This is a genomic window from Alcaligenes sp. YSL9 (assembly GCF_030515105.1).
Lineage (GTDB): Bacteria > Pseudomonadota > Gammaproteobacteria > Burkholderiales > Burkholderiaceae_B > Alcaligenes > Alcaligenes phenolicus.
In genome coordinates this window covers 226,977-248,367 of sequence record NZ_JALXJU010000003.1, presented here as the reverse complement: position 1 = coordinate 248,367, position 21,391 = coordinate 226,977, and the positions used below count along the sequence as shown (strand labels likewise).

19 protein-coding genes are annotated in these 21,391 nt (G+C 59.3%); 4 read left to right on the top strand and 15 right to left on the bottom strand.

The annotated features are described in order from the left end of the window. Window positions 1–87 precede the first annotated feature (87 nt). Together M2Q46_RS13865 and M2Q46_RS13860 are read left to right on the top strand one after the other, a co-directional pair. Complete coding sequence (locus tag M2Q46_RS13865) at window positions 88–1,479, top strand: PLP-dependent aminotransferase family protein (protein ID WP_302357469.1); 1,392 nt, start codon at window positions 88–90, stop codon at window positions 1,477–1,479. A 123-nt stretch (window positions 1,480–1,602) separates the two neighbouring features. Beyond that, window positions 1,603–2,478, top strand: a complete 876-nt coding sequence (locus M2Q46_RS13860) for a DMT family transporter (RefSeq protein ID WP_198317547.1) — start codon at window positions 1,603–1,605, stop codon at window positions 2,476–2,478. A 67-nt stretch (window positions 2,479–2,545) separates the two neighbouring features. Here the strand turns inward: M2Q46_RS13860 and M2Q46_RS13855 are convergent, their stop codons facing one another. Genes M2Q46_RS13855 through tssJ form a run of 6 tightly spaced genes read right to left on the bottom strand, consistent with a single transcriptional unit; the run spans window position 2,546 to window position 11,590 of the window. Beyond that, a complete protein-coding gene (locus M2Q46_RS13855) occupies window positions 2,546–4,120 on the bottom strand; it encodes a PEGA domain-containing protein (RefSeq protein WP_302357467.1) in 1,575 nt (524 codons plus the stop codon). Between the two features lie 8 nt (window positions 4,121–4,128). Continuing rightward, window positions 4,129–4,872: a type VI secretion system-associated protein TagF gene (gene tagF, locus M2Q46_RS13850; RefSeq protein ID WP_115634528.1), complete on the bottom strand. Its 744-nt coding sequence runs from the start codon at window positions 4,870–4,872 to the stop codon at window positions 4,129–4,131. Between the two features lies 1 nt (window position 4,873). Then, on the bottom strand, window positions 4,874–8,473 hold the full coding sequence (gene tssM, locus M2Q46_RS13845) for a type VI secretion system membrane subunit TssM (protein WP_302357466.1): 3,600 nt from the start codon (window positions 8,471–8,473) through the stop codon (window positions 4,874–4,876). After that, window positions 8,470–9,726 carry a DotU family type VI secretion system protein gene (locus M2Q46_RS13840; RefSeq protein WP_302357465.1) on the bottom strand — a complete coding sequence of 419 codons (1,257 nt, stop codon included), beginning with the start codon at window positions 9,724–9,726 and terminating at the stop codon, window positions 8,470–8,472. The genes tssM and M2Q46_RS13840 overlap by 4 nt, the downstream gene beginning before the upstream one ends. A gap of 14 nt (window positions 9,727–9,740) precedes the next feature. Further along, window positions 9,741–11,063: a type VI secretion system baseplate subunit TssK gene (tssK, locus tag M2Q46_RS13835; RefSeq protein WP_302357464.1), complete on the bottom strand. Its 1,323-nt coding sequence runs from the start codon at window positions 11,061–11,063 to the stop codon at window positions 9,741–9,743. 23 nt (window positions 11,064–11,086) lie between these two features. Then, a complete protein-coding gene (gene tssJ, locus M2Q46_RS13830) occupies window positions 11,087–11,590 on the bottom strand; it encodes a type VI secretion system lipoprotein TssJ (protein ID WP_302357463.1) in 504 nt (167 codons plus the stop codon). Window positions 11,591–11,776: 186 nt separating this feature from the next. Between tssJ and M2Q46_RS13825 the strand changes: the two genes are divergently transcribed. Together M2Q46_RS13825 and M2Q46_RS13820 are read left to right on the top strand one after the other, a co-directional pair. Further along, window positions 11,777–12,166 carry a TssQ family T6SS-associated lipoprotein gene (locus tag M2Q46_RS13825; protein ID WP_060185441.1) on the top strand — a complete coding sequence of 130 codons (390 nt, stop codon included), beginning with the start codon at window positions 11,777–11,779 and terminating at the stop codon, window positions 12,164–12,166. Further along, window positions 12,163–12,753: an FHA domain-containing protein gene (locus M2Q46_RS13820; RefSeq protein WP_257112599.1), complete on the top strand. Its 591-nt coding sequence runs from the start codon at window positions 12,163–12,165 to the stop codon at window positions 12,751–12,753. Before M2Q46_RS13825 ends, M2Q46_RS13820 begins: the two co-directional genes overlap by 4 nt. A 3-nt stretch (window positions 12,754–12,756) precedes the next feature. Here the strand turns inward: M2Q46_RS13820 and tssG are convergent, their stop codons facing one another. The 9 genes from tssG to M2Q46_RS13775 all read right to left on the bottom strand — a co-directional run bounded on the left by tssG (window position 12,757) and on the right by M2Q46_RS13775 (window position 21,386). Further along, window positions 12,757–13,800, bottom strand: coding sequence for a type VI secretion system baseplate subunit TssG (gene tssG / locus M2Q46_RS13815; protein WP_302357462.1), 1,044 nt, complete (start codon window positions 13,798–13,800; stop codon window positions 12,757–12,759). After that, the gene (gene tssF / locus M2Q46_RS13810) at window positions 13,797–15,683 is read right to left on the bottom strand and encodes a type VI secretion system baseplate subunit TssF (protein WP_302357461.1); all 1,887 of its coding nucleotides are present in this window, start codon (window positions 15,681–15,683) and stop codon (window positions 13,797–13,799) included. Before tssF ends, tssG begins: the two co-directional genes overlap by 4 nt. Further along, complete coding sequence (tssE, locus tag M2Q46_RS13805) at window positions 15,680–16,222, bottom strand: type VI secretion system baseplate subunit TssE (protein ID WP_083054902.1); 543 nt, start codon at window positions 16,220–16,222, stop codon at window positions 15,680–15,682. The genes tssF and tssE overlap by 4 nt, the downstream gene beginning before the upstream one ends. Before the next feature lie 29 nt (window positions 16,223–16,251). Beyond that, entirely contained in the window at window positions 16,252–16,734 is a 483-nt protein-coding gene (locus tag M2Q46_RS13800) for a type VI secretion system tube protein Hcp (RefSeq protein WP_035270090.1), read from the bottom strand. 50 nt (window positions 16,735–16,784) lie between these two features. Continuing rightward, window positions 16,785–18,278, bottom strand: a complete 1,494-nt coding sequence (gene tssC / locus M2Q46_RS13795) for a type VI secretion system contractile sheath large subunit (RefSeq protein ID WP_009455530.1) — start codon at window positions 18,276–18,278, stop codon at window positions 16,785–16,787. Between the two features lie 12 nt (window positions 18,279–18,290). Further along, window positions 18,291–18,848 (bottom strand): type VI secretion system contractile sheath small subunit, encoded by a 558-nt coding sequence (tssB, locus tag M2Q46_RS13790; protein WP_152602594.1) that lies wholly within the window; start codon window positions 18,846–18,848, stop codon window positions 18,291–18,293. A 27-nt stretch (window positions 18,849–18,875) separates the two neighbouring features. Further along, complete coding sequence (tssA, locus tag M2Q46_RS13785) at window positions 18,876–19,946, bottom strand: type VI secretion system protein TssA (protein ID WP_302357458.1); 1,071 nt, start codon at window positions 19,944–19,946, stop codon at window positions 18,876–18,878. Window positions 19,947–20,127: 181 nt separating this feature from the next. Next, the gene (locus M2Q46_RS13780; RefSeq protein ID WP_009455524.1) at window positions 20,128–20,580 is read right to left on the bottom strand and encodes a hypothetical protein; all 453 of its coding nucleotides are present in this window, start codon (window positions 20,578–20,580) and stop codon (window positions 20,128–20,130) included. Next, window positions 20,577–21,386 carry a DUF4150 domain-containing protein gene (locus M2Q46_RS13775; protein WP_026483655.1) on the bottom strand — a complete coding sequence of 270 codons (810 nt, stop codon included), beginning with the start codon at window positions 21,384–21,386 and terminating at the stop codon, window positions 20,577–20,579. Before M2Q46_RS13775 ends, M2Q46_RS13780 begins: the two co-directional genes overlap by 4 nt. Between the last annotated feature and the right edge of the window lie 5 nt (window positions 21,387–21,391).

The window sequence follows — 21,391 nt, the reverse complement described above, 5'->3', positions numbered from 1 at the left end:
TATGCCAGCATACACAGGCACAGTCCAGTACAGTTTTAAAAAACTGTACTGCTTACCAGACCCGTACACCGTGCCCGAGCCCGCCCCATGTCTGCTTTGACCCGTATCGACCACATCATGCAATCCGTACGTGAACGCATCGCGGCACGGACCTACCCGCCCGGCACCCGCCTGCCATCCGTACGCGCACAAGCAAAATCGGCGGGCGTGTCGGTGTCCACGATTGTCGAAGCCTATGGCAGGCTGGCCGCCGAAGGTCTGATCGAGGCTCGCGCAGGTTCCGGCTTTTATGTGACGGCTCCTTTGGCTCCACTCAGCTTGGCCGCCCTGGAACCAACTCTGGAAAAGGATATCGATCCTTTATGGATCTCGCGCCAATCTCTGGAAGCCGAGGCCGATGTCCTGATGCCCGGCTGCGGGTGGCTGCCCTCGGACTGGATGTATGACCAAGGAGTGCGCCGCGGTTTGCGCAAGGCCGCCCGTAGCCCCAGCGCGGACTTGACGGACTACGGCTCGCCTCTGGGCCTGGAGCCCTTGCGACAAATGCTGGCCCGTCGTCTCGTGCAGTCCGAAATAGATGCTGCCCCGCATCACATCATGCTGACCGACTCGGGCACTCAAGCTATTGACCTGCTTTGTCGCTTCTTTCTGGAGCCAGGCGATACGGTCCTGGTGGACGACCCCTGCTACTTCAATTTCCATGCGCTGCTGCGAGCACATCGGGCCAAGATCGCCAGCGTGCCCTACACCCATCAGGGTCCTGATCTGGCGGCCTTTGAGGCTGCCCTTGAAGAACACAAACCCCGCCTGTACATCACCAATTCAGGCATACACAATCCAACCGGCGCACGCCTTTCGGCCATGACGGCCCATAGCGTGCTGGCCATGGCGCAACGTGCCGACCTCTACATTATTGAGGACGATATTTTCGGAGATCTGGAGACCCGACCCGCTACCCGACTGGCGGCACTGGATGGGCTGTCCCGCGTAGTACAGATAGGCAGTTTTTCCAAAACACTGTCGGCCGCCTTGCGCTGCGGTTATATCGCGGCCCAGACTCCATGGATCGAGAGCCTGGTCGACTTGCGTACCGCCACCAGTTTCAGCAGCAACCGCCTGGCCTCGCATATTCTGAACAGCGCGCTTGGCGACAGCGGCTATCGCAAACATCTGGAACGAGTTCGATACCGGCTCTCCAAAGCCATGGATCACGCCGTGACACAGCTGCAGCAACTTGGCCTGACGCCATGGCTGCGCCCCCGCGAGGGCATGTTTCTCTGGGTGCGCCTGCCCGCCGGGCATGATGCCCTGACGTTGACACGCGCCTGTCTACCCCATGGCATCGTGCTGGCCCCTGGCCCTGTTTTCAGCCAAGCTCCTGATGCTGCCCAGTTTCTGCGCTTCAACGTCGCTCAATGCGGGGACAAACGCGTCTTCAACGTCCTGAAACGGGCTTTGAACAACGAGCTGTCTGTTTAAAGCATCAAGGGATTTCAGACCTTCCACTTGAACGTCCCGCATCGGTGTCCTGGTCGCGGCCAGAGGATTACAATCGGCTCTGTTCTGCGGCCCATGCGGACCGCCGCCACCAATCTGACTCCCATGTCCCCCAAAGACTTACGCGATTTATTCCTGCTGGCCGCCATCTGGGGCGGCTCGTTTTTATTTACGCTGCAAGCGGTCCCCGACTTTGGCCCCTTTCCCCTGACCGCCATACGGGTCGGTGTCAGCGCCCTGGCCTTGATGAGCTACATCACCGCCACGGGACGCTTGCCCATCTTTCTGGCGAACTGGAAACCCATCTTTGCGCTGGGCATTCTGAATGCCGCCGTGCCCTTCTCCTTATACGCCTTCGCAGCCTTGCGACTGGAGTCGGGCTTGCTGGCCGTCTTGAATGCCATGGCTCCCTTGTTCGGCGCACTGGTGGCACGAGTCTGGTTGAAAGAGCGCCTGACACCCAGCCGCATTCTGGGCCTGTGTCTGGGCTTCCTGGGCATTCTGATTCTGGTGTACGACAAGCTCAGCTTCAATAAAGGCGCCGAAGGCTGGGCTGTGCTGGCATCTTTGCTGGCCACAGTGTTTTACGGTATTGCCGCCAACTTTACCGCCCGCTATCTGCGCGGCGTGCAGCCACAGGCAGTAGCAGCAGGCAGCATGGTCAGCGCAACATTGGTTCTATTGCCCGCAGCCATTTACTGGTGGCCCGCACAGTTTCCGGGCCTGCATGCCTGGGGGGCTGCGCTGTCCTTATCCTTGCTGTGTACAGCAGTCGCTTACCTGATTTTTTACCGCCTGCTGTCCAATGTCGGCCCCTCCAAAACCATTACGGTGACCTTTTTGGTGCCGCCTTTTGGGGTGTTGTGGGGTGCCTTGCTGCTGGACGAGGCCCTGACCGCGCAGATGCTGATCGGTATGAGTACCGTTCTGTTCGGGACATTGCTGGCTACAGGGCTGATCGGCAAGCGCAAGACGACGTAAGTCAGCTACGCCGCCTTCGAGCGTCTTCGTTCTCGGTTCTCGGTTCTCGGTTCTCGGTTCTCGTAGCCTATTTGAACTCGTGACTGACGCTGGCCGTCTTTCCTGAGCGTACCCGTATTGTTGTGCTGAACTCCGGCAAGCCCGCATTTTTGATAACGATGCGGTGCGAGCCTGGAGCCAGAGACAAGGACTTCAAAGGCGGACTGACACCTTGCTTGCGGCCATTCACATAAACCTCCCCCCAAGGGCGTACATCCAGGGCGACGGTGCCCTTGGCAGGTGGCGCGGGCTTGGCAGCGACAGGTTCCAGTTGTTCCACATGATCAACTTGCGCGGAAGGTGCTGAGGATTCGGCCTGCGTGCTTGTGGCAACTCCTGAAGCAGCAGACGTGTTAATCCCAGTAGCTCCCGTTGCTCCGGCACTTCCCGCGGCTCCGATGGTTTCACTAACACCCGGGCTTCCCGTTGCTGCGACTTCTCCTCCCGTAGCTCCAGAGGCGTCAGTTGTTCCGGCTGTTCCGGCTGTTCCGGCAGCATGATCGGCCAAAACCAGGCGAGCTGCATCATCCGATGTGTTTTGTGTTTGAATTGGCAAAGCAGGCTGCATAGCTCCCGACTCGGCCAGCAGTTTCAACTCCGGTGTTGTCGCGGCTTGCGAGCCCGAAGCCTGGGCTAATTGCTGCCCTGCCACCGAGTCATTTTGTGCACCTGTCGACTGCGACCCAAGCTGATCTGATCCTGCCTCCAAAGGCTGCCCCGATTGGGAAGCAGACCCCACCCCTGCACCCAAAGCAGCCACATCATTCGGCTTGGACTCTCCATCCGCTACCAGCCCGCCCTGCAACTCCGACGTGATTGATCCCGGTCCCGGCCTTGATGTGGACTCTTCAGGCGTGGCGCCCACCACTGCCGGACGATCGGCATCAGACGATGCAACAGCGGGCCCGGAAGTATCGCCATCACCGCTCCAATACGCCGCCCCCAGCCCTGCCAGAACGACTACTGCCAAGCCCGCCAGCCACAATGGCAAGGAAGACCGGCGTTCAGGCGTAATCGGCAGCACAGTTTGCGCAGCGGGAGCATGTGCGGGCACAGGCTCTGGCACTTGCCCCAATCGTTCCAGCCTTCGGTAAGAAGCCATGGACTGAGGCCGCTGCACCCAGTCAAGGGCCAGCCCCTGCAACATGGCCTGCGTCGGACCGTCCGCGTCCTCGTCCATCACCACAGGATCTTTCAACTGCCGCCAAGGGGCGGCCATCAGAGGAAAGCCCGTTGTCAGTTGCCAGCGCAAGGCCGCATAAGCGTAGACATCCGTCCAGGGACCGGCAGGCCGCACAGGATCATCCACATATTGCTCGGGGGCCGCGCAAGGCTCATCAAAGGCCATACCCTGAGCACGCGCCTGTGCCAGACTGCGCTTGTGCATGCTCTGCTCCAGCGGCAATAACTGAACCAGACCTTCATCACTCAAAACCACCGTATCCAGCCCCAGCACGCCATACCATTCCTGGTGCTCATGCAGCTCGGCCAGTTGCAAAGCCAATTGATCCAGAATCACCAGCCGTTGGTCCAGCAGCAAAGAGTCCAGAATCTGCCCCAAAGGGCGACCTTGAATATCCTTGGCAGAGTTTGTACGTTTCATGAAAGGTCTCACCATGGTTGATAGGCGCGGTTTGCTGCATCTGCCGCTGTTGCTGACACGAACAAGCGCCGAAACAGAGCCAGACTTAGCTCGCCACTGTGCGTCACGCTGCGCCAGCTAGGATTGTTCATGCCCAGGCACCACCAGTAACTACGGTGGGAGCCGGGCTCCAGACAAGGCTGCAGGACAGCCCACGGGTCTTGTGGCACAGACGGCGCACGAGAGCCATACAAAACATCCAGAATGTCCTGCCCGGCATCACGCTGCTCGGACTGGGCGGCGGCACTCTCCGCCAGCAAACCGGCATAAGGCACGGCACTACACAAAGTCTGATCCAACTGGGTTGCCGCCCAGCAAAACCGCACCCCTTGCTGCAAGGACAGGCCCAATTGCTCAACCATATTGGCCAGTACAGGCAGACGGACACGCCGACATTGCTCGGCATTCAAAGGCACCAAAGCGCACACCAGATACTCGCGCCCAACCCGGTCCTGACTGGGCATGACCGCCCCTGCTTGCACACCCCCATGCGGCAAGGACATCAGAAATCCCCAGGCATGGACGGGCGAGCTGGGCATATTGGCTCCAGCCGTCTTGCTGGGCGAACGAATCTGGCTGACACCACTGCTGAACCAGCGCTCCCACGGCAACAAAATCGGCTCGGGCATACGTCTGCGCACAAAGTCCCCCATGGCCGGAATCTTGCCGTACCACATCACCTCCGGGCTGGAGTCGAAATCATCCTGGCGCATCTCAATGGCTCCCTGGGCAGCTAAACCCTCTCATCTCCGCCAAACGCCACGGATTCCTGGAGCTATTGGCCACCACATCCACCACAAACTGACGACTCCCCAAAGCAAAAGACAAGCGCTGTGCCCCAGCAGACGCACCCGATACAGGCTGTGCCTTGTCCAGCAATCGCAACAACGCCCAGGCACCTGTCGCCCTCATCCCTGACCCTTCGGATTGTGGCTGTGCCTCCAGACTGACCTGACGGCCCCCACGCGGCCCCGGCCACTGCACGCCCATGGCGACCTGCGGGCCATGGGCATAACGCAGCACCTGGCCATCCACATCCAGCAGCACTTGCGCCAGTTCTGCATCCAGCTGAACCGGGGTGAACGCCATATCAATACGCGGTTGATTACTGCCTGCCGGGAAGAACACGTCCCGAATCACAGCCGCACGCTGAAACGCATCCAGATAACGGAAGTTGGCCGCCGCCTGCCCATCTATGCCCGGTTTGAAACGCCAGCGTCCACCTGACATATCCACCTGGTGCATCAGATGCTCTTGAAAAAAGGCATCCATCAAGCCACCCGGCGCAAACATGCGGGCAAAATCGTTAGGTGCGACATCCTGCCTGGATTGAGCGGCGAAGGGATAACGCCCCGCAATCGCACTACGGCAAAACTGACCGATAGTGGCGTTTACCAACTGCCCCAAACTGGCTTGAGTCCGCGACGCGATCTCGGCAGAAGCACCTACCGAAAACTGATCCAGCGCATCACGTAAAGGCCCAGGCAACCGACCTGCCTCTGCCTGCAACTTGGTCAAGACATTGGACTGCGGCGGTGTACCCGCGCTGCGCAGAGCAGCATCCGAGGAGGTCAAAAAAGCATAGAACTCATCCAGCAACTCCAGGGTTCCATCAATAGGCGCTGGTGCCCCGCCACTACTGGAAGCCAGGCGGTGATAAGGCTCGAAGTGCTGATCCACGATGGCCTCTACCTGCTTGGCCTGAGGCTCATTACGACGACTACCCTCCAACCCGACCGGGCCAAACATCTGCTCCAGCGCCTGCCGGGTATCGTCCAGCCGCACTTTGGCTTGTGCCCCCAAGGAGGCCCCCTGCTGCGCATCCTCTCGCAACAGACGAGTTTGCAAAGCCACCTGCTGGACCAACTGCTTCAAGGGAGAATCGGCCATGGACAGGGTGCGGGCCAGCTGAATGTTTTCCAGCAAGCTGCCGCCTTGCAGCAGGCGCAAGTCAGCCAGATACTCATCCCACACACGCACATAATCCAGCAGATACAGACGACGCAGCTCCTGGCTTGCCGCACGACGCGCCGCCTCGGACTGCCCTGCGCCCGTATCCAGCCCCAGAATCCAGCGGTCATCCTCGCGCATCTGCTGCAATTCGCTGTCGATGCGTGGTTCAACCACGGTCCAGTACCCCTCGTAGGTGTACAGACCGTCTATTCCTTCAGTTAGCGGTTTGCCGCTTTCACGCTTGAATACAGAGGCCGCGTATGGCCCGGCCATGCCTGAGACCGACATAGGTATCAAACCGGGCGTGGCCGCCAGAATACGGCGCATGCGGCTGTAAGTGCGCTGCTCCAGGCTGATACGCGCCAGACGTTCTCGGCTTTGCTCAATCAAGGCTTCATTGCGCGGGAAGGGATTCAAGAGCAAGCCCGCCTGTGTCACTGCACGGACATGGCTCTCCAGCCTGTCGTATTGCGACTGGGTAAAGCCTGCCGGCAAGTCCTGTTTCAAACTACCCAGCAACCAGGTCTGCAAATGGGCCGCGTCATAACGTCGCGTGTCGTACAACATCAGATAGGCGCGAAGGGCCTCGTAGCCGTACTCCAGATCCTGCGCCTGCTCGCTACGCAACACGGTTTCGATACGACGCGCCAGCAAGGGGGCCAGCAGTTTTTCCAATGCGCGCTGGTAGACGGTATCGGCGGCGGCCTTCATCTTGTCGCCCTGATACAGGCCCATGCGCCGCTCCAGACCGGGCGCATCCAAGGGAAACTGATCGCTTTGCGGTAGCAGCGACAACATATCCAGCAAAGGCAGCAAGCCGACCGCCGGTGTGGTATCCAGCACCTGTGTTTGGTCCGCCTGTTGCTGAGCCTGCGGAACACGTCCTTCAACCTGCTCCACATAACTGCGGTTCAACAGAAAGCTGCGACTCCAGGCCAGCCCCAGTAGCAACACACCCACCGCCACCAGACCGTAGACCAGAAAATGACGCAAGCGCACGCGGCGCTCCCAGCGCTCGTCGCGGCCTGCAACACCGGCCTCCTGAAAGATCAGCTCTTTCAGCAGCTGGGTCAGAAAATAGCTGCGGCCCTGACCGGCCACCGGCTGCGCTTGATCCGCCTGCACATCCACTTCCAGATACTCGCGCATGGAGTCCCGCACCTGATCCAGACGCACACCTCCTTGCCGACCACTGGTGAAGTACACGCCGCGCAGCAACAGGGGTGCCTCGAAGCGGGACTGGCTAAACACCTGTTCCAGAAACTCCTCCAGCACCGGCCCCAGGCGAGCAAACTGTTGTGGCAGCAGATAGGCTTCGGCGCGCACGCTTTCGTTGGGCTGCTCGGCCATCACGGCCGCCAGACCACGCTCCAGGCGTTGATGCAAGGCTTCGTACTCGCGCCCATAGGTATGCGACAAGGAAAATCCCGCTTCGCGCGAGCTTTCATAGGGCAAGGTGAAGCCCCAGACTTGCTCCAGCTCCTGACGATCACAATGGTCGAAATACTCCTGAAAGCCCTGGAGCAAATCCATTTTGGTGACCAGCACATAGATAGGAAACTGAATCCCCAAACGCTCGCGCAATTCGGCCAGGCGCTGGCGCAAGACCTGCGCATGATCGTGACGTTGCGCGGCCGTGCTGGACAACAAATCTGGCACGCTGATAGTCAGCAAAGTGCCATTTATCGGCTGCCTGCGGCGATAGCGCTTGAGCAGGCCCAGGAAACCACGCCATTCCTGCTCATCTCCTACCGGATCACTTTCATGCGTGGTGTAGCGTCCTGCCGTATCCAGCAGGACGGCTTCGTCAGTAAACCACCAGTCGCAATTGCGCGTGCCCCCTACACCTCGCAGCGACGTTTTTCCGTAGCGCTCCGACAAGGGAAACTGCAAGCCGGAATTGACCAGCGCTGTGGTCTTACCTGCTCCGGGTGCACCGATGAACACATACCAGGGCAACTGATACACGTACTGACGCGACAGCAAGGAGCGCAAGCGTCCGCCCATATGCGAACCGAAGCGAATCCGCTTGAGCAGTTCGATGGCCTCATCAAACTGGCTTTGCAAAGGATGCGGCGTAGCCGTATTGCTCGATGCAGACGCCTTCTGCGCCGGGCGGCTTAATTGGCCTAGCAACTGCGCGTTCAGGCGACCTTCTCGCCAGCTGCGCCACAACAAGCGCAGCAACCAGAACACCACCACCACAGCCATCGCAATCCAGCGTGACAGCTCGGTTTCCAATGGCCGGGTTTGGCCAATCGCCAACAAAGGCCCCAGCAACCAGATCAGCACCAGCAGAATCAGCACACCCACAAAGGTCCAGACGCTACGGCTAAAGACCAGACTCAAAAGACGTGTCATTGCCCGGCCTCCTTGCTCAAGGGCACGATCGTGATCTCCACCCGTCGGTTCTGTGCCCGACCTTGAGCAGTGCCATTGTCCGCCACAGGCGCAGCATCGGCCCGGCCTTGTGCGCGCACACGCTCAGGCTGACTCAAGCGCTCCTGCAAGACGGCCTTGACCGAGTCGGCACGAGCCTGCGAGAGATGAAAATTGGAAGGAAAGCGCACACTGCGTATGGGGACGTTATCGGTATAGCCATCTACCAGCACCAAGCCCGGCGCGGCTTCCACCGCATCGGCGATACGTGCAATAACGGGAAGCAACGGCGCACGGATCTGGTCAGCTCCTGAATCGAACAGGCCGTCGCCGCGCAGGATAATGACGCTGCGATCGGCCTGATCTCGCACGGTCAGCAGACCCTCGGCCACCTCGGGGGCCAGCAGCTCTGCCAAGGCCAAGGGTGCCTGCGGCGCAACGCCACTGGACGGCGGCTGGCCCTGTGTCTGCAAGGCTGGCAGGCGCAGGGCCACGATGTCCTCGAAAGCCTCATCAGACTGCCGGTTCAGCAACAGACTGGCCCCCAGATACATCAACAAGCACAGCAGCAAGGCCACGCAAACAGCTACCCAGATGGGCACAGGCAAAGGCTTGCCAACTTTCTGCGCCGGGTTGTCGCGCCAGTGCGGGGACAGAGCAGCTGGCACCGTCTGCCCATACTGGCGCAAGCTCATGTACAGACGTTGACGCACAGTTTCCAGCTGGCTGGCACCCTGCTCATGCACGCGATAGCGGCCTTGAAACCCCAAAGCCAGGCAAAAGTACATCAGCTCCAGCAACTGCAAATGCGCTGCCGGGCTTTGCATCAATTTATCCAGAAGCTGAAAGAACTTCTCCCCGCCCCAGGTCTCGTTGTGAAAGGTGACCAGCAAAGTGTGCGAGGACCAGACTCCGGCCTGCCCCCAAGGGGTGAGCGCAGCCGCCTCGTCCAGGGTCGTACACAGGCAGTAGCGCGCCGCCAAAATGGTTTCATTGGCCACTGGCACGGCCTGGGCGCGCAATTCAAATTGACGGATTTCAGCGACCAGCTTGGCACGCAGACCCGCCGGGTCTGCATGTCGGGCACTGCGGCGTATATCGGACACCATCACCAGCAAAGGGTTGGCGGCCTCCAACAGGGGATTGGCCCCCTGCGCAACAAAGCGCGGTGCATCCGCCCGCGATCGGCGCTCGTCCGGGACCGGGCCGTTATTCCAGGAAACTGTCTCATTCATAGCCATGCTCCGGGTCAGCGGCGTATTGCCCAAAACTCAAGTTGCAGGCCAGGAAAGTCTCCGGCCAAATGCAGGGCTAATGCGCCGTTCTGCTCCAGCTGACGCCACAGCTCGCCGCCTTTTTCCAGCTCGAAGTAGGTGAATCCTGCGTGATACGGCAAGGCTCGTGGCGCGACAGACAAAGGCTGCAAACCGATGCCCGGCAATTGCAGATGCACCAGATCGCGGATGCGTTCTACCGGCCCCAATTTCACCTGTGCCGCAAAATGCTGCCGCACAGTTTGGGCGGGCAAATCGGCCTGCACGGCCAATACAAAACCCGCTTGTCGCAAAAGCGCACGATCCGCAATCTGGGCCAGACGTACGCCCTGCCCCTTGTCCTCCAGCGCAATCGACACAGCCTGCTGTTCCAGGACCACGGACAAGGCACGGCGCAACTCCAGCACCAGCGGCAAGAAGGACTGGGCCAGATCGTCATGCTGATAGGAAGGCCAGATCAGCGGCTGACGCCCGTCCTGGGTGTAGGTAGCCAAAGCACCATGTAATTCCATCCAGGCCTGATACAGCTCGCCAGGATGTACGTGTACGCGCTGCTCCATGGCCCACAAGGCAGCCCGATAGCGATTGACCAGCTCCAGCATCATGAAGTCGGCCACATCGCCCTGCCCGCGCCCTCCCGGCCCCAGGCGTTCTGCCAGAGCTTGGGCACGGGCCTGCAGTAAAGCCTGCACATCCGCGCTTAGAGCACTTAGCCGGGCATGGGCCTGAATGGACAAGATAGGGGGAATGAATTCCGGGTCCAACACCAGCGAGCGGTCGGGTCTGCGCTCCAGAATGCGGGCCACGGGCATGGCAACACTGTCTTCATACACCTCGGATTCGGGCAGCAAAACAGGCTGCAAACGCCCCAGTTGCGACAGGCACGGTTCAGGTGACAAACCACTGCTGTCATACAAATCCTGCTCGCTGACCACATAACGGGAACGACGCGAGCTGTGCCCATCAAACTGAATCTCTGCCCGCCCGGCCTGACGACGAGGCAGCACCAGCATCAGACGCTCGGGACGCACCACTTCGGGGGCTGTCCAGGCCACAATCTGCATCGCTCCCGGCCTGCAATCAAAGGGCGTGCCATCCGGCAACAAGCCGCAGGCTTCGCGCAATGCAACACTGCCCATACTCAGGGCCTGTTCGTCCAGACTCAAGGTTTCAAAGCCCCAGCAAAACGGCTGCGCAGCCCGCCTTCCGGCGTGGGCATAGTGCTCCAGATAGCGCTCCATCTGCTGAAAATGCTGAGGCCGTAAAAACAGCCCTTCGGTCCAAATGACTTTATCCATTGAAATAATCCGTTCCACGCCCATCAATCAACGACATGAATGGCGTTCTTGCGTAATTGCAGACTGACCTGGACGGCGTCCGGGGCCGACTGCCAGAACTTGTAGATATTGGTGGTGCGCGACTCGGGCAGCGGCAAGAGGACACGCCACACACTGGCATCCAGCTCGCGATACCCTACGACCACGCCAACAGCAGTGGCTTGCAAATCGCCTGGCCTTTTGAAGGTATGAGTCTGGCCGGGGCGCAGCACGATCTGCTCCACATTGAGCAGATCCGCCTGCAAGGCTTGTTGCGGGTCAGACTGCAAGGCAAAGAAGTCCCGGGATTCAAAGGTGCTGCCCGAGCGCAGCTCGAACACAAACACCTGTACCGGGGAAGGCCGACCCGTGGCATCCGGGTTGAGCTGTTCATCAGCAGTCAGAACAATCTCGTAGGGCACGGCCATGCGACTGGAGGTGGACGCGCATGAGGCCAGCAAACCCAGCATCAGCAGCGAACACACACGAAGCAATCGGCAAGCGGTCACGATGTCTCCTTGAATGGCAATGCGCCCCATCTAAAAGCATGAATGCGACAACTTTGTTAAGGACACGGGGTGTTTCGGTGCTTACCCTTGCGCAACAACTCTTACAAAACCGTCCGCGTCATGTCATGTGGCTGTCTTTTTCCTTTCCTAGTCTTGAGGGCAAGTACAACTTTTCTTTTTCCTGCCATGTATTTACCTGCCCGCCTGATCGTTCCGGCTCTGGCCCTTTTACTGACAGCCTGCGCCCAAACCCAGAACAAGCCAGTGGCTGTTTTCAGCCCAACTGCCGAAGCTGAACTGGAGCAAATACGCTCTGCCTTTAATGAAGGTGACTACAGCACCGTGATCCGGCAAGTGGGCCGCTCCAGCACCCTGCCTGCTGCCGCGCCCAATCAATACAGCGAAGCCTTGAAACTGCAGGCCTTCAGCTTTTGCGTGCGCGACTACACTTTTTTGTGTGAAGAGCGTTTCAAGCAGGCACGGGCTGTAGACCCTGGCTTTACCCTGGCCCAGGCCGAGCGCGGTCATCCCACCTGGGGCCCGGTTTATGAAAAAGTGGCAGGAGCACAGCCATGAGCACAACTGTAGATTGGCGTTTGCAAGCAGAGTCCGGTGGAGCTGCGCGCCCTGTTCCTGAACCTGGTCTGGTCTGCGGTTCCTGGACTCAGGCTGATCTGGTTTTGCCCGATAACAATCAAACGCCGCCCGTGCTGTCTTACCTGCGTCGCCAGCACGATGTGCTGACGATTCAACGAGCCAGCTCAGACGGTCAGGTCGCCGTGAATGGCATCGAATTGGCACTGGCACAGGTCAAGACCTTGCAGAATGGGGATCGCCTGACCCTGGGGGAAATGCACTACCGGGTGGAATCGGGAGTCAGCCCCGTCACACAGGATGAAACGCCTTTGGCAGCTGCGCCGGCGGCCGATCCTTTCGCAGATCTGCATGTTCCCGGCATGGTCCCGGTCGGTGGTCCCATGCCTGCGCCCTCGGACAAGCATCCCTTCGATACAGCAGCCAAACCAGCCAGCTCACCCAGCACCGACAGCACCATTCCGGCAGCCAGTTGGCAGCCAGAGTTGGGTCGCGCCCCGGAGTGGGTCAGCACCTTGTCCGACAAGGAAAACGAGTTCGATCTTTTGCAGGGAATGCGTCAGGCCTAGGCCTTAGCTGCGCGGATCTTGCCAATCTGGACGGCTGTCCAGAAACAGGCACAGATCCGCTCTGTCCTGCGTGCCGGGCGAGCCCAGCCAGGTTTCCTGGCCCAGGCCCAAGCCCGCCCCCAAACCCAGATCAGGCTGTTCGCTGGCTTGCAGCACCAATTGCAACTGAACCGACCACTCCAAGCCCAGATACAAAGCCAGGCAATAGCGCAATTGCCGCCAGGCCGGACGACCTGGCAAGAAGCGGCCATAGTCCTGCCGACTCAAAGGGCCAATCCGTATTCGTATGGTTTGCTGCACGTCCAGAATACGTGCACCCAGAACGGAATTTTTCCCTAGCCCCGAACAACTGCGACCCAGGCTGACCTGGGTTTGATCATCTAGCGACACCCACACAGGCACGTTCTGCTGAATGCTGACGGGCAATTGGAAATAGCTGGCCAGAAGCGATTGCAGAGCAGGCGCACTACGGGTTTGAGACGCCAGCGCAGGTGCCTGAAAATGGACCGCATGGTCGCTCATGGGAGCCGATTCGCTCTGGCTCCCGACTCCGACCAGGCTGGCCAGCCAGCGCGTAAAACCATCCTGATCATGTTCCAGATCACAGACCGCTTGCGCTTGTGCCCAGGCTCTGAAAAACAGTAAAAACAGACGGTGATGAAACTGGTCCAGAAAGGCCACACCAGCACGGTCACCAAAGTTGCGACTACGCTGAAAAAAGTACTCCGTCATGTGCAGCGGCAAAGGGCCATTGGGCCCCCACAAACCAAAGCCCTGCACATCCAGATGCAGTTGTTCATCGTCCCAACGAGCGGTTTGCACACTGGAGGCCGCAAAAGCCAAACTAGGCGGCTGGCCTACCCGCACATCTTCTTGGCGAGGCGTAGACGCGGTTCCCAAACGAGGCTGGCCCTGGGCGGCTTGCAAGGCATCGACGGCCCGCAAAACGCGAAACAGATCATGGCCATAAGGCCATTGCTGAATGATCCGGCCCAGCTCTTCCAAAGAAGCCTGAGGCTTTAGCTGCTCCTGCTCGGCCCGGTTCACAGCACCGCCCGCGTACCTGCTTGCGGCCCCCACGCTCCCAGTTCCACCCCTGTCTCGGAACGAAACTCGGTAGAGACAAAACTGTTCAGGCTGACATGACGGGCCAGATAACGACTGAGCACGGCGGCCAGAACAAAAGGACGACCGCCGGGAAAACCGCTTTGGTCCAGCGTGACCTCAAAATGCACGCCACGCGCCATCACCAAGGGTCCTGGCACCGGCATGGCCCTCTGCACAGGCCGCGCCTGCACCGCCACAATGGAAGCCAACTGACGCAAGGCACCGGCATCCGCGCTGTCCACATGCGGGGCCAGCAAGGCACGCCAGCGACCTGCAGCCTGCTTAGGGTCGGACTGGGCCACACCCAACTGGGCCAGACTCATCTGTGAAATCAAATCCCAGGCCTGACGACCGCCGGTTGACGCAGGTCGAGGACGGGTCAAACCACCCAATAAACTGACACCGGCTACGGGCGCCGAGACTTGCAGGCTGAAGTCAGACTCGGGCGAGCGCGGCAGCAACAAGGGCAAATCACGGTTGCTGCACCAGGCCGTAACACTGATCTGATTCATGCCAAAAAACTCGGACTGCTCGTGCTGATTCACCAGCGATAAATACACTTCGCTACCGCCATAACTGCTGCGGCCACCCCAGCGTTTCTGGGTATCAGACACGACACGCGGTTCGCGTCGCACAGTGTAGTAACTGCCATAGCGTCCTGCATCCTGCGCCGTGCTGGCATACAAGGGTCGAAACAGCACATCGTCTGTTCCCTGTCGGCCATGTCCTTGCACTTGCTCCATCAAGCAAACTTCAAAGTCCATGGGACGCGTTCTGTCCATGACCACATGATGATCTGTTGCCTGAGGGCGCAAGGCCATGCGTTCACTGCGTCGACGAAATAAATTCACGACCGGCGTGCAATACAAACGCACATGGCCAGGGCCAACGCGTGCCGCCAGATCGGGCCAAGCCTGCTTAAGGACAATATGCAGGCTCCAGCGGCGGCTTTTTCGCTCCTGCGCACGTCCTCTGGCGATAGCTGCTTGCAGACCACGCAGCCGTACAAAAGCAAAACGGCCCGGCAAGGCGAAATACTCCCGCAGCAAGCGATGGCCGGAGAACTCGTGAGACACCATGGGCAAGATGGCTTGATCATCTTCCAGGCCATCGTGTTTCAGACAATCAGACGTAGCCAGAAATTGTGGGGCCTCGTCCTCCATTTGGATGAACACCCCCAACGCCTGCCGCAGCAAGGCATCCAGCAGCAAGCTGCTGTCAGATTCCGGGCCGTCCAGATGCAGGCTAAGCTCATCCAGAGCCAGCTCCTCCAGTGTCAAACCGCCATGCACCGTGAAATCCAGTTTCAAGGCCGAACGAGCTTGTGCAGCCTGTCGGCTACCTAAAGCCGCCAGAGGCAGATCAGCCGCCACATCCCCCAAACGGACTTGCGACAAGCTCATGGGCCACAAGTCCACGGCATGGCAAGTAGAAAACTCGCAGGCGGTTTGTTCTCCGGCTGGAATACGGGAGCGCAAGGCGGTGTGGCGCGGCATGGTAAAACCTTTGGCCAGAGCACCTTCGCTCATGCTGGGACGAAACTGCACCAGTCCCATGCTGGGGGTGGGCATCAACCAGGAAGGTTGAATCACATCCAGCAATTGCTGGCTGAGACGGGGAAATTCCGCGTCCATCTTCATCTGAATGCGAGCCGTCAGAAAGCTGAAGCCTTCCAGCAGACGCTCGACATAGGGGTCAGCCACCGCCGTATCGTGCACACCCAGACGAGCCGCCACTTTGGGGTAGGCTTGCGCAAATTCGGCTCCTAGCTCGCGCAGGTAAGCCAATTCACGGTTGTAGTAATGCAGCAGCTCCGGATTCATCCCGACGCGTAACTCTCTTCAAGGTCCAACTGCCCGCTTTCCAGATCAATACTGGTGCGCAGCAAGAATTCCTGCGGATACGGCTCGCACCAGACATGGCCCTGAATACGCAAGCTCAAGACGTTATGCAAATCGCGCTGAGCCCTGTGATCCAGACAATGCACTTCTAAGGTATCGGGCAAAATGCGAGGCTCGAAATGCAGGATGGCGGTACGCAGCGCTTCTTCCACATCCAGCCACTCCACCTCGCTCATGGTCTTGCCCGCCAGCGGGCTCATGCCGTAGTTCAGGCAGGAGCGGCGCACATGAGCCAAGGCCTGCATCAAGGGGGTGGCCCCCTGATTGGGCGTGTTGAGCAAATGGCCCAGATCGCGCAATACCGCCTGACGCATCTGGTACTGGCTCATGGGCTGAGGAGGCTCCCAGGTTTGATCGGGCCGCTCGTCGGTCAGCCTGTCCAGCAGACAAGGTTGCAAGCGATCCGCCTGACCGCGCATCAGCGCGGCCCCGCGGCGTCCCGGTAAGCGAAAGCGGTCCATAGCGGCCCTGCCTGAAAACCCAAGCCCGATCAGGCTTCTTTGTTTTGCTTGATGTCCCAGGCCACCAGCGTTTCAGCACCTTTGCTGCCGCGGTCGGACTGTTCCCAGTACTGCTGTTTGACGCGTGCGGCCTGGAAGGAGTAATTGACCATTACGCTTTCCACATCGCGCTCGGCATTGAGCTGAACCGAAGTTACCAGCACTTCTTCCAGGGTGATTTTGGAGTATTCCACCTGCTCGCCACCGGCCTTGCACACCGACAGCTCCACCTTGCCCAGGTGCTTGCCGCTGGCGCAATGCTTCATCACGGCAGGGGCGGCCTTGTCGATGCGGGCAACCACATGCAGATCGTTGAAATTGGCCTTGCCCTGGCCGCCACCGCCGCCCGAACTCATGCTGCCGGGTTGCGAAGCGCCCCACGAGAAGGACTGGATATCGGTCCAATCCTTGTGGTTGGAATCTTTGGATTCGCCATTGGCGCCTTCAATTTTCATGAACATATCAACAGACACGCTTTTCTCCTTGGAGGTCGAATAAGGCCATCAAAAGGCCAGGGTGGGAATCAGTTCTGCTCGCCTTTCAGTGACGGCAAGCGGGACACCAGGCGCAGGGAAACCGTCAGGCCTTCCAGCTGGTAGTGCGGGCGCAAGAAGAACTTGGCAGCGTAATAACCGGGGTTGTCCGGCACTTCCTGCACCGAGACTTCGGCGGCGGCCAGCGGCTTGCGTGCCTTGGTTTCCTGCGAAGAGTTGGTCGGGTCGCCGTCCACGTAATTCATGATCCAGCTGTTTAGCCAACGCTCCATATCGTCGCGCTCGCGAAAGGAACCGATCTTGTCGCGCACAATGCACTTCAGGTAATGCGCAAAACGGCAGCAGGCAAACAGATACGGCAAGCGCGCAGCCAAACGGGCATTGGCGGTAGCGTCTGCGTCGTAGTACTCCTGGGGCTTCTGCAAGGACTGGGCGCCGATAAAGGCCGCAAAATCGGAGTTTTTGCGGTGTACCAAGGGCATGAATCCGTTCTTGGCCAGCTCGGCCTCGCGGCGGTCGCTGATGGCAATTTCCGTGGGGCATTTGATGTCCACACCGCCATCGTCCGTGGGGAAGGTATGGCAAGGCAGGTTCTCGACCGCACCGCCCGACTCCACACCGCGAATTGCCGTGCACCAACCAAAATGCTTGAAGGATCGGTTGATATTGACCGCCATGGCGTAGGCCGAGTTGGCCCAGGTGTAGCGGTCATGGCTGGCTCCGTCGGTGTCTTCCTCGAAGTCGAACTCATCAACCGGGTTGGTACGTGCGCCATAGGGCAAGCGCGCCAGAAAACGCGGCATGGCCAGGCCCAGATAACGGGCATCATCAGATTCGCGCAGGCTTTGCCAGGCGGCGTACTCGGTATTGGAAAAAATCTTGGTCAGATCACGCGGATTGGCCAACTCCTGCCAGGATTCCATCTGCATCACGGACGGCGCAGCACCGGCGATAAAGGGGCTATGCGCGGCAGCGCCGATACGAGCCAGCTCACCCAGCATTTCCACATCAGGCGGACTGTGGTCGAAGTGATAATCCCCCACCAGGCAACCAAAGGGTTCGCCACCAAACTGGCCGTATTCCTGTTCGTACACTTTCTTGAACAAGGGACTTTGATCCCAAGCCACGCCTTTGTAGCGCTTCAGGTTGCGCGCCAATTCCTTCTTGGTCGCAGGCATCACGCGGATACGCAGCAGCTCATCAGTTTCGGTATTGCTGACCAGATGGTGCAGGCCCCGCCATGCCCCTTCCAGGCGCTGAAATTCGGGGTGATGCAGGATGTGATTGATCTGCTCGGTCATCTTCTGATCGATCTGGGCAATCACTGCCTGAATGGTTTGATAAGCGTCGTCGCTCAAGGTCACGGACTGGTCCAACGCCTGCTCGGCCAGCGTGGTAACAGCAAACTCAACCGCCTGCTGGGCCTGCTCGGTTTTGGGACGAAACTCTTGCTGCAACAGGCTGGACAGTTCATCCAGCTGGGCCGTGTCGCGGGTTGCGGTCAATGTCTGGGTGGAAGTCATGGGATAGGCTCCTTATGCTTTGGGCTCGTTGTCCTGATCGGGCTGGGACTCGTCCACCGTCAGGGCCTGAGGCGGGCGGCCAGCCAGGGCGCGCAAGAGTTCGGGCTGCTGCAGGAGACGGGACAAGAGTTCTTCCGCCCCGCTTTTGCCATCCATATAAGTCAGCAAATTCGCCAGCTGTGTACGAGCTTCCAGCAGGCGGGCCAGAGGTTCGATCTGACGGGCCAGTTCAGCCGGGGAAAAGCTGTCCATGGAGTCAAAAGACACTTCCACACCCAGCACGCCATCGCCCTTCAGGCTGTTGGGAACCTGCATGTTCAGCTTGGGTGCGATGGACTTCATGCGGTCATCGAAGTTGTCCACGTCGATTTCCATAAACTTGCGCTCGCCCAGCTCCGGCTGGCTCTCCGTGTTGTGCCCGGCCAGATCCGCCAGCACACCCATCACGAAAGGCAGTTGCACACGATGCTCGGCGCCGTACAGTTCAACGTCGTACTCAATTTGCACACGCGGAGCCCGATTGCGCCCAAGGAATTTCTGGCCGCTGCCAGAATTGGATTTCACAGACATCAGGTCTTCTCCAGTTGATTTATGGAATTAAGAAGCGGCTGTCGCCACTTCGGATCGAGGCATGAAAACCTGGATCTGATCCCAGGCACCGGGAGCCAGGTCACGAATCAGCTCGTGAAAACCCATGGGCACCAGTTGCTGGGCGCGACGCAGCAGCAAAGGGGCAGGATGGCTGGGTTCGTGCTGTTCGAAATACGCCACCAGCTTGTCCAGCAACAACACCACCTCTTCGCGGGATGAAACATGCAGGTTTTGCCAACTCGCCAAGCCCATCACCGGAGCGACCTGATGAGCAGGTTGCGGGGGCACAGGAATGGTGGGGTCGCTTGCCTGCACAGGTTCGGGAGCGGAAGGAGCAGATAGTGAGGTTGCCGCGTCCAGCACTGCGCAGGCGGCTTCCACGGTGTCCCAGGCTCCGTCCAGACGCACGGACCACTCGGCATCCAGATGGCGATGCACCAGGGCCTCCAGCTCATGGCGGAACTGACGCAAACGACTCAAGGCCACGGTCTGGCTTTGGCCGGCGGCAAAGGCACGGCGCAGCTCTTCAACCAGACGGTCACGACCCGGCAGGCCGCTATCTTTCTGGCTGCCATCCAGCACATAGCCGACTTCACGTAAATTCAGTTGACGATGCCCCAGGCTGACCACGGGAGCCTCACGCATCAGGCGACCCAGACCATCAATAGCCGACAGCCCGGCCAGCGCATTGACGCGCGGCAAGGGGTCCAGCTCGCCATCGTCGTGCAGACGCGGATGAACGTGCTCCCAGCCTTGTTGCAGGGCGCTGAGCAGCCAGTCGCACACTTCCACCAAAGCGGGCAGCCCACCTGTCTGCAAACGCGCCTGGGCCAGCACCACCAGCAAGCGAATATCTGCCGAGCGGTCCAGCAAGTCCTGCACAAGGCGCACGATGCGCGTCCATTCCGGCACCTGGGCCGGAATGATGGTTTGGCCAAACTGCTGCTCGCCCTGTACTTGCAAAGCCTGCATCAAGGCCAGAAAGTCGGCTTCGTATTCCAGGTTCTCGCCGTAGTGGGCGTTTTCGGGAGCCAAAATCCAGGCTGGCTGCCACTGCTCCTGTATTCCTTCGACCATAGCTGTCGTCTCGGATAACTGATCATGGAGCCAGTCTAGGAACTGAAGGTGACACCTTTTTGACGAAAATTTTTCCTTACTTATTTTGCAAAATGGATGTATTTACGCTCTTTTTGAAGCAAATAAAGAAAAAGCGCCACCCGCAGGCAGCGCTTTTCAAAGGAAAAAAACTGGCGAGAAGCTAGTCGTCCAACCCCTGCTCCTGTCGCCAGTGCTGGTAGCGTTGCTCCAGAACCGGCCGCAAGGTTTCGTAGCTGTCCCAATCGTCAGGCACGTGATAGATGGATGGCAAAACCTCGTCGTCCAGCGTATCCACGTAATCATCCAGATACAGCTCGTCGTAGTAAAAATCGCTAAAGGCTTTGCCCTGCTCGGACATGTCTTCGCTGACCAGCACATCGTCGCAACACTCTTGCAGCAGTTGCGAGCCTTTGATCATGTGATCACGGCACTGGCGCACCTCGTTGGGGTAGCGGTCCATAAAAGCATTGGCCAGCAGGCCTTTTTCCACCAGCCAGGCCAGATACATGCCGATGTGCGTGCGACCACCTTGCGGGCCCAGATCAGAGGGGTAGTCCCCGCCCACATGCCAGTCCACAGCGTCATATTTAACGGGATCAGTGTGCGTTTTCAATGTCGTACCTCCGTAGGTATGCGTATGTTCTTGGGAAGTGGCTGCTTGGGTGCATTCTTGCCAATCAACTCTGCGCCCTTGCTCTCCATTGCCTTGTCCTTGGCCTTCTGGGTTGCGGAGCGGCGCGCTCCCCCGCTCTTGACTTCGACCGCCCGGATTTTGCCCGTGTTCTTGTCCTTGATCAGTATATCGATCACACGGCGGGTCAATGGGGTTTTTGCAGACACCTGCGTGCCCATGACCTCGTGGCCTTCCTGCTTCAGCTCGGCCTCGACCTCACGCTCTCGCTGCGCACCCCGACGCCGGTTGCGTTTCAGCTGTGCCCGCTTGGCTTCGCGTGCCGCTGCCTTGCGTGCCGCCTCCGGCCCACTGCCCGACACACCCTTGCCGCCTTTACCGGCGCCGCCCCCGGCACCACCGCCACCTAGCAACAGCACTTTGAACTGGCTGGGCACTACCCGCATGCCCACCGTATTCACCGTGTTCTGCATGCTCAAGCTAGTCAGACGGGTCGCCGGAATTCCCTTCCACAGCACATTAGGTACGCAGGTAATGGAGCGCGAGCGCGACATCACGGTTTGCGAGATCAAGCCCAAAGCCACACCCGGATTGTCACCATTACTCAAGGGTATCGTTGTGAGCAAGTTATGGGCAGGCCCACCCTGCAACAGGATGTTCCAGGCATTGGGAATACCCATCAGGCCCGTCGCAAAATTCGGGTAAGGAATCGGCAACAGAGCCGGTGGTGTCTTGCAGATGTCGGGGAAGGCAATATCCATGCCGCCCCGTTGGCAATTGGCAAACATCAGGG

Bases quoted from the DNA above. Each gene is read 5' to 3' on its own strand.
- M2Q46_RS13865 (WP_302357469.1), top strand. From the start codon at position 88: ATGTCTGCTTTGACCCGTATCGACCACATCATGCAATCCGTACGTGAA.
- M2Q46_RS13860 (WP_198317547.1), top strand. From the start codon at position 1,603: ATGTCCCCCAAAGACTTACGCGATTTATTCCTGCTGGCCGCCATCTGG.
- M2Q46_RS13855 (WP_302357467.1), bottom strand. From the start codon at position 4,120: ATGAAACGTACAAACTCTGCCAAGGATATTCAAGGTCGCCCTTTGGGG.
- tagF (WP_115634528.1), bottom strand. From the start codon at position 4,872: ATGCGCCAGGATGATTTCGACTCCAGCCCGGAGGTGATGTGGTACGGC.
- tssM (WP_302357466.1), bottom strand. From the start codon at position 8,473: ATGACACGTCTTTTGAGTCTGGTCTTTAGCCGTAGCGTCTGGACCTTT.
- M2Q46_RS13840 (WP_302357465.1), bottom strand. From the start codon at position 9,726: ATGAATGAGACAGTTTCCTGGAATAACGGCCCGGTCCCGGACGAGCGC.
- tssK (WP_302357464.1), bottom strand. From the start codon at position 11,063: ATGGATAAAGTCATTTGGACCGAAGGGCTGTTTTTACGGCCTCAGCAT.
- M2Q46_RS13825 (WP_060185441.1), top strand. From the start codon at position 11,777: ATGTATTTACCTGCCCGCCTGATCGTTCCGGCTCTGGCCCTTTTACTG.
- M2Q46_RS13820 (WP_257112599.1), top strand. From the start codon at position 12,163: ATGAGCACAACTGTAGATTGGCGTTTGCAAGCAGAGTCCGGTGGAGCT.
- tssF (WP_302357461.1), bottom strand. From the start codon at position 15,683: ATGAATCCGGAGCTGCTGCATTACTACAACCGTGAATTGGCTTACCTG.
- tssE (WP_083054902.1), bottom strand. From the start codon at position 16,222: ATGGACCGCTTTCGCTTACCGGGACGCCGCGGGGCCGCGCTGATGCGC.
- tssC (WP_009455530.1), bottom strand. From the start codon at position 18,278: ATGACTTCCACCCAGACATTGACCGCAACCCGCGACACGGCCCAGCTG.
- tssB (WP_152602594.1), bottom strand. From the start codon at position 18,848: ATGTCTGTGAAATCCAATTCTGGCAGCGGCCAGAAATTCCTTGGGCGC.
- tssA (WP_302357458.1), bottom strand. From the start codon at position 19,946: ATGGTCGAAGGAATACAGGAGCAGTGGCAGCCAGCCTGGATTTTGGCT.
- M2Q46_RS13775 (WP_026483655.1), bottom strand. From the start codon at position 21,386: ATGTTTGCCAATTGCCAACGGGGCGGCATGGATATTGCCTTCCCCGAC.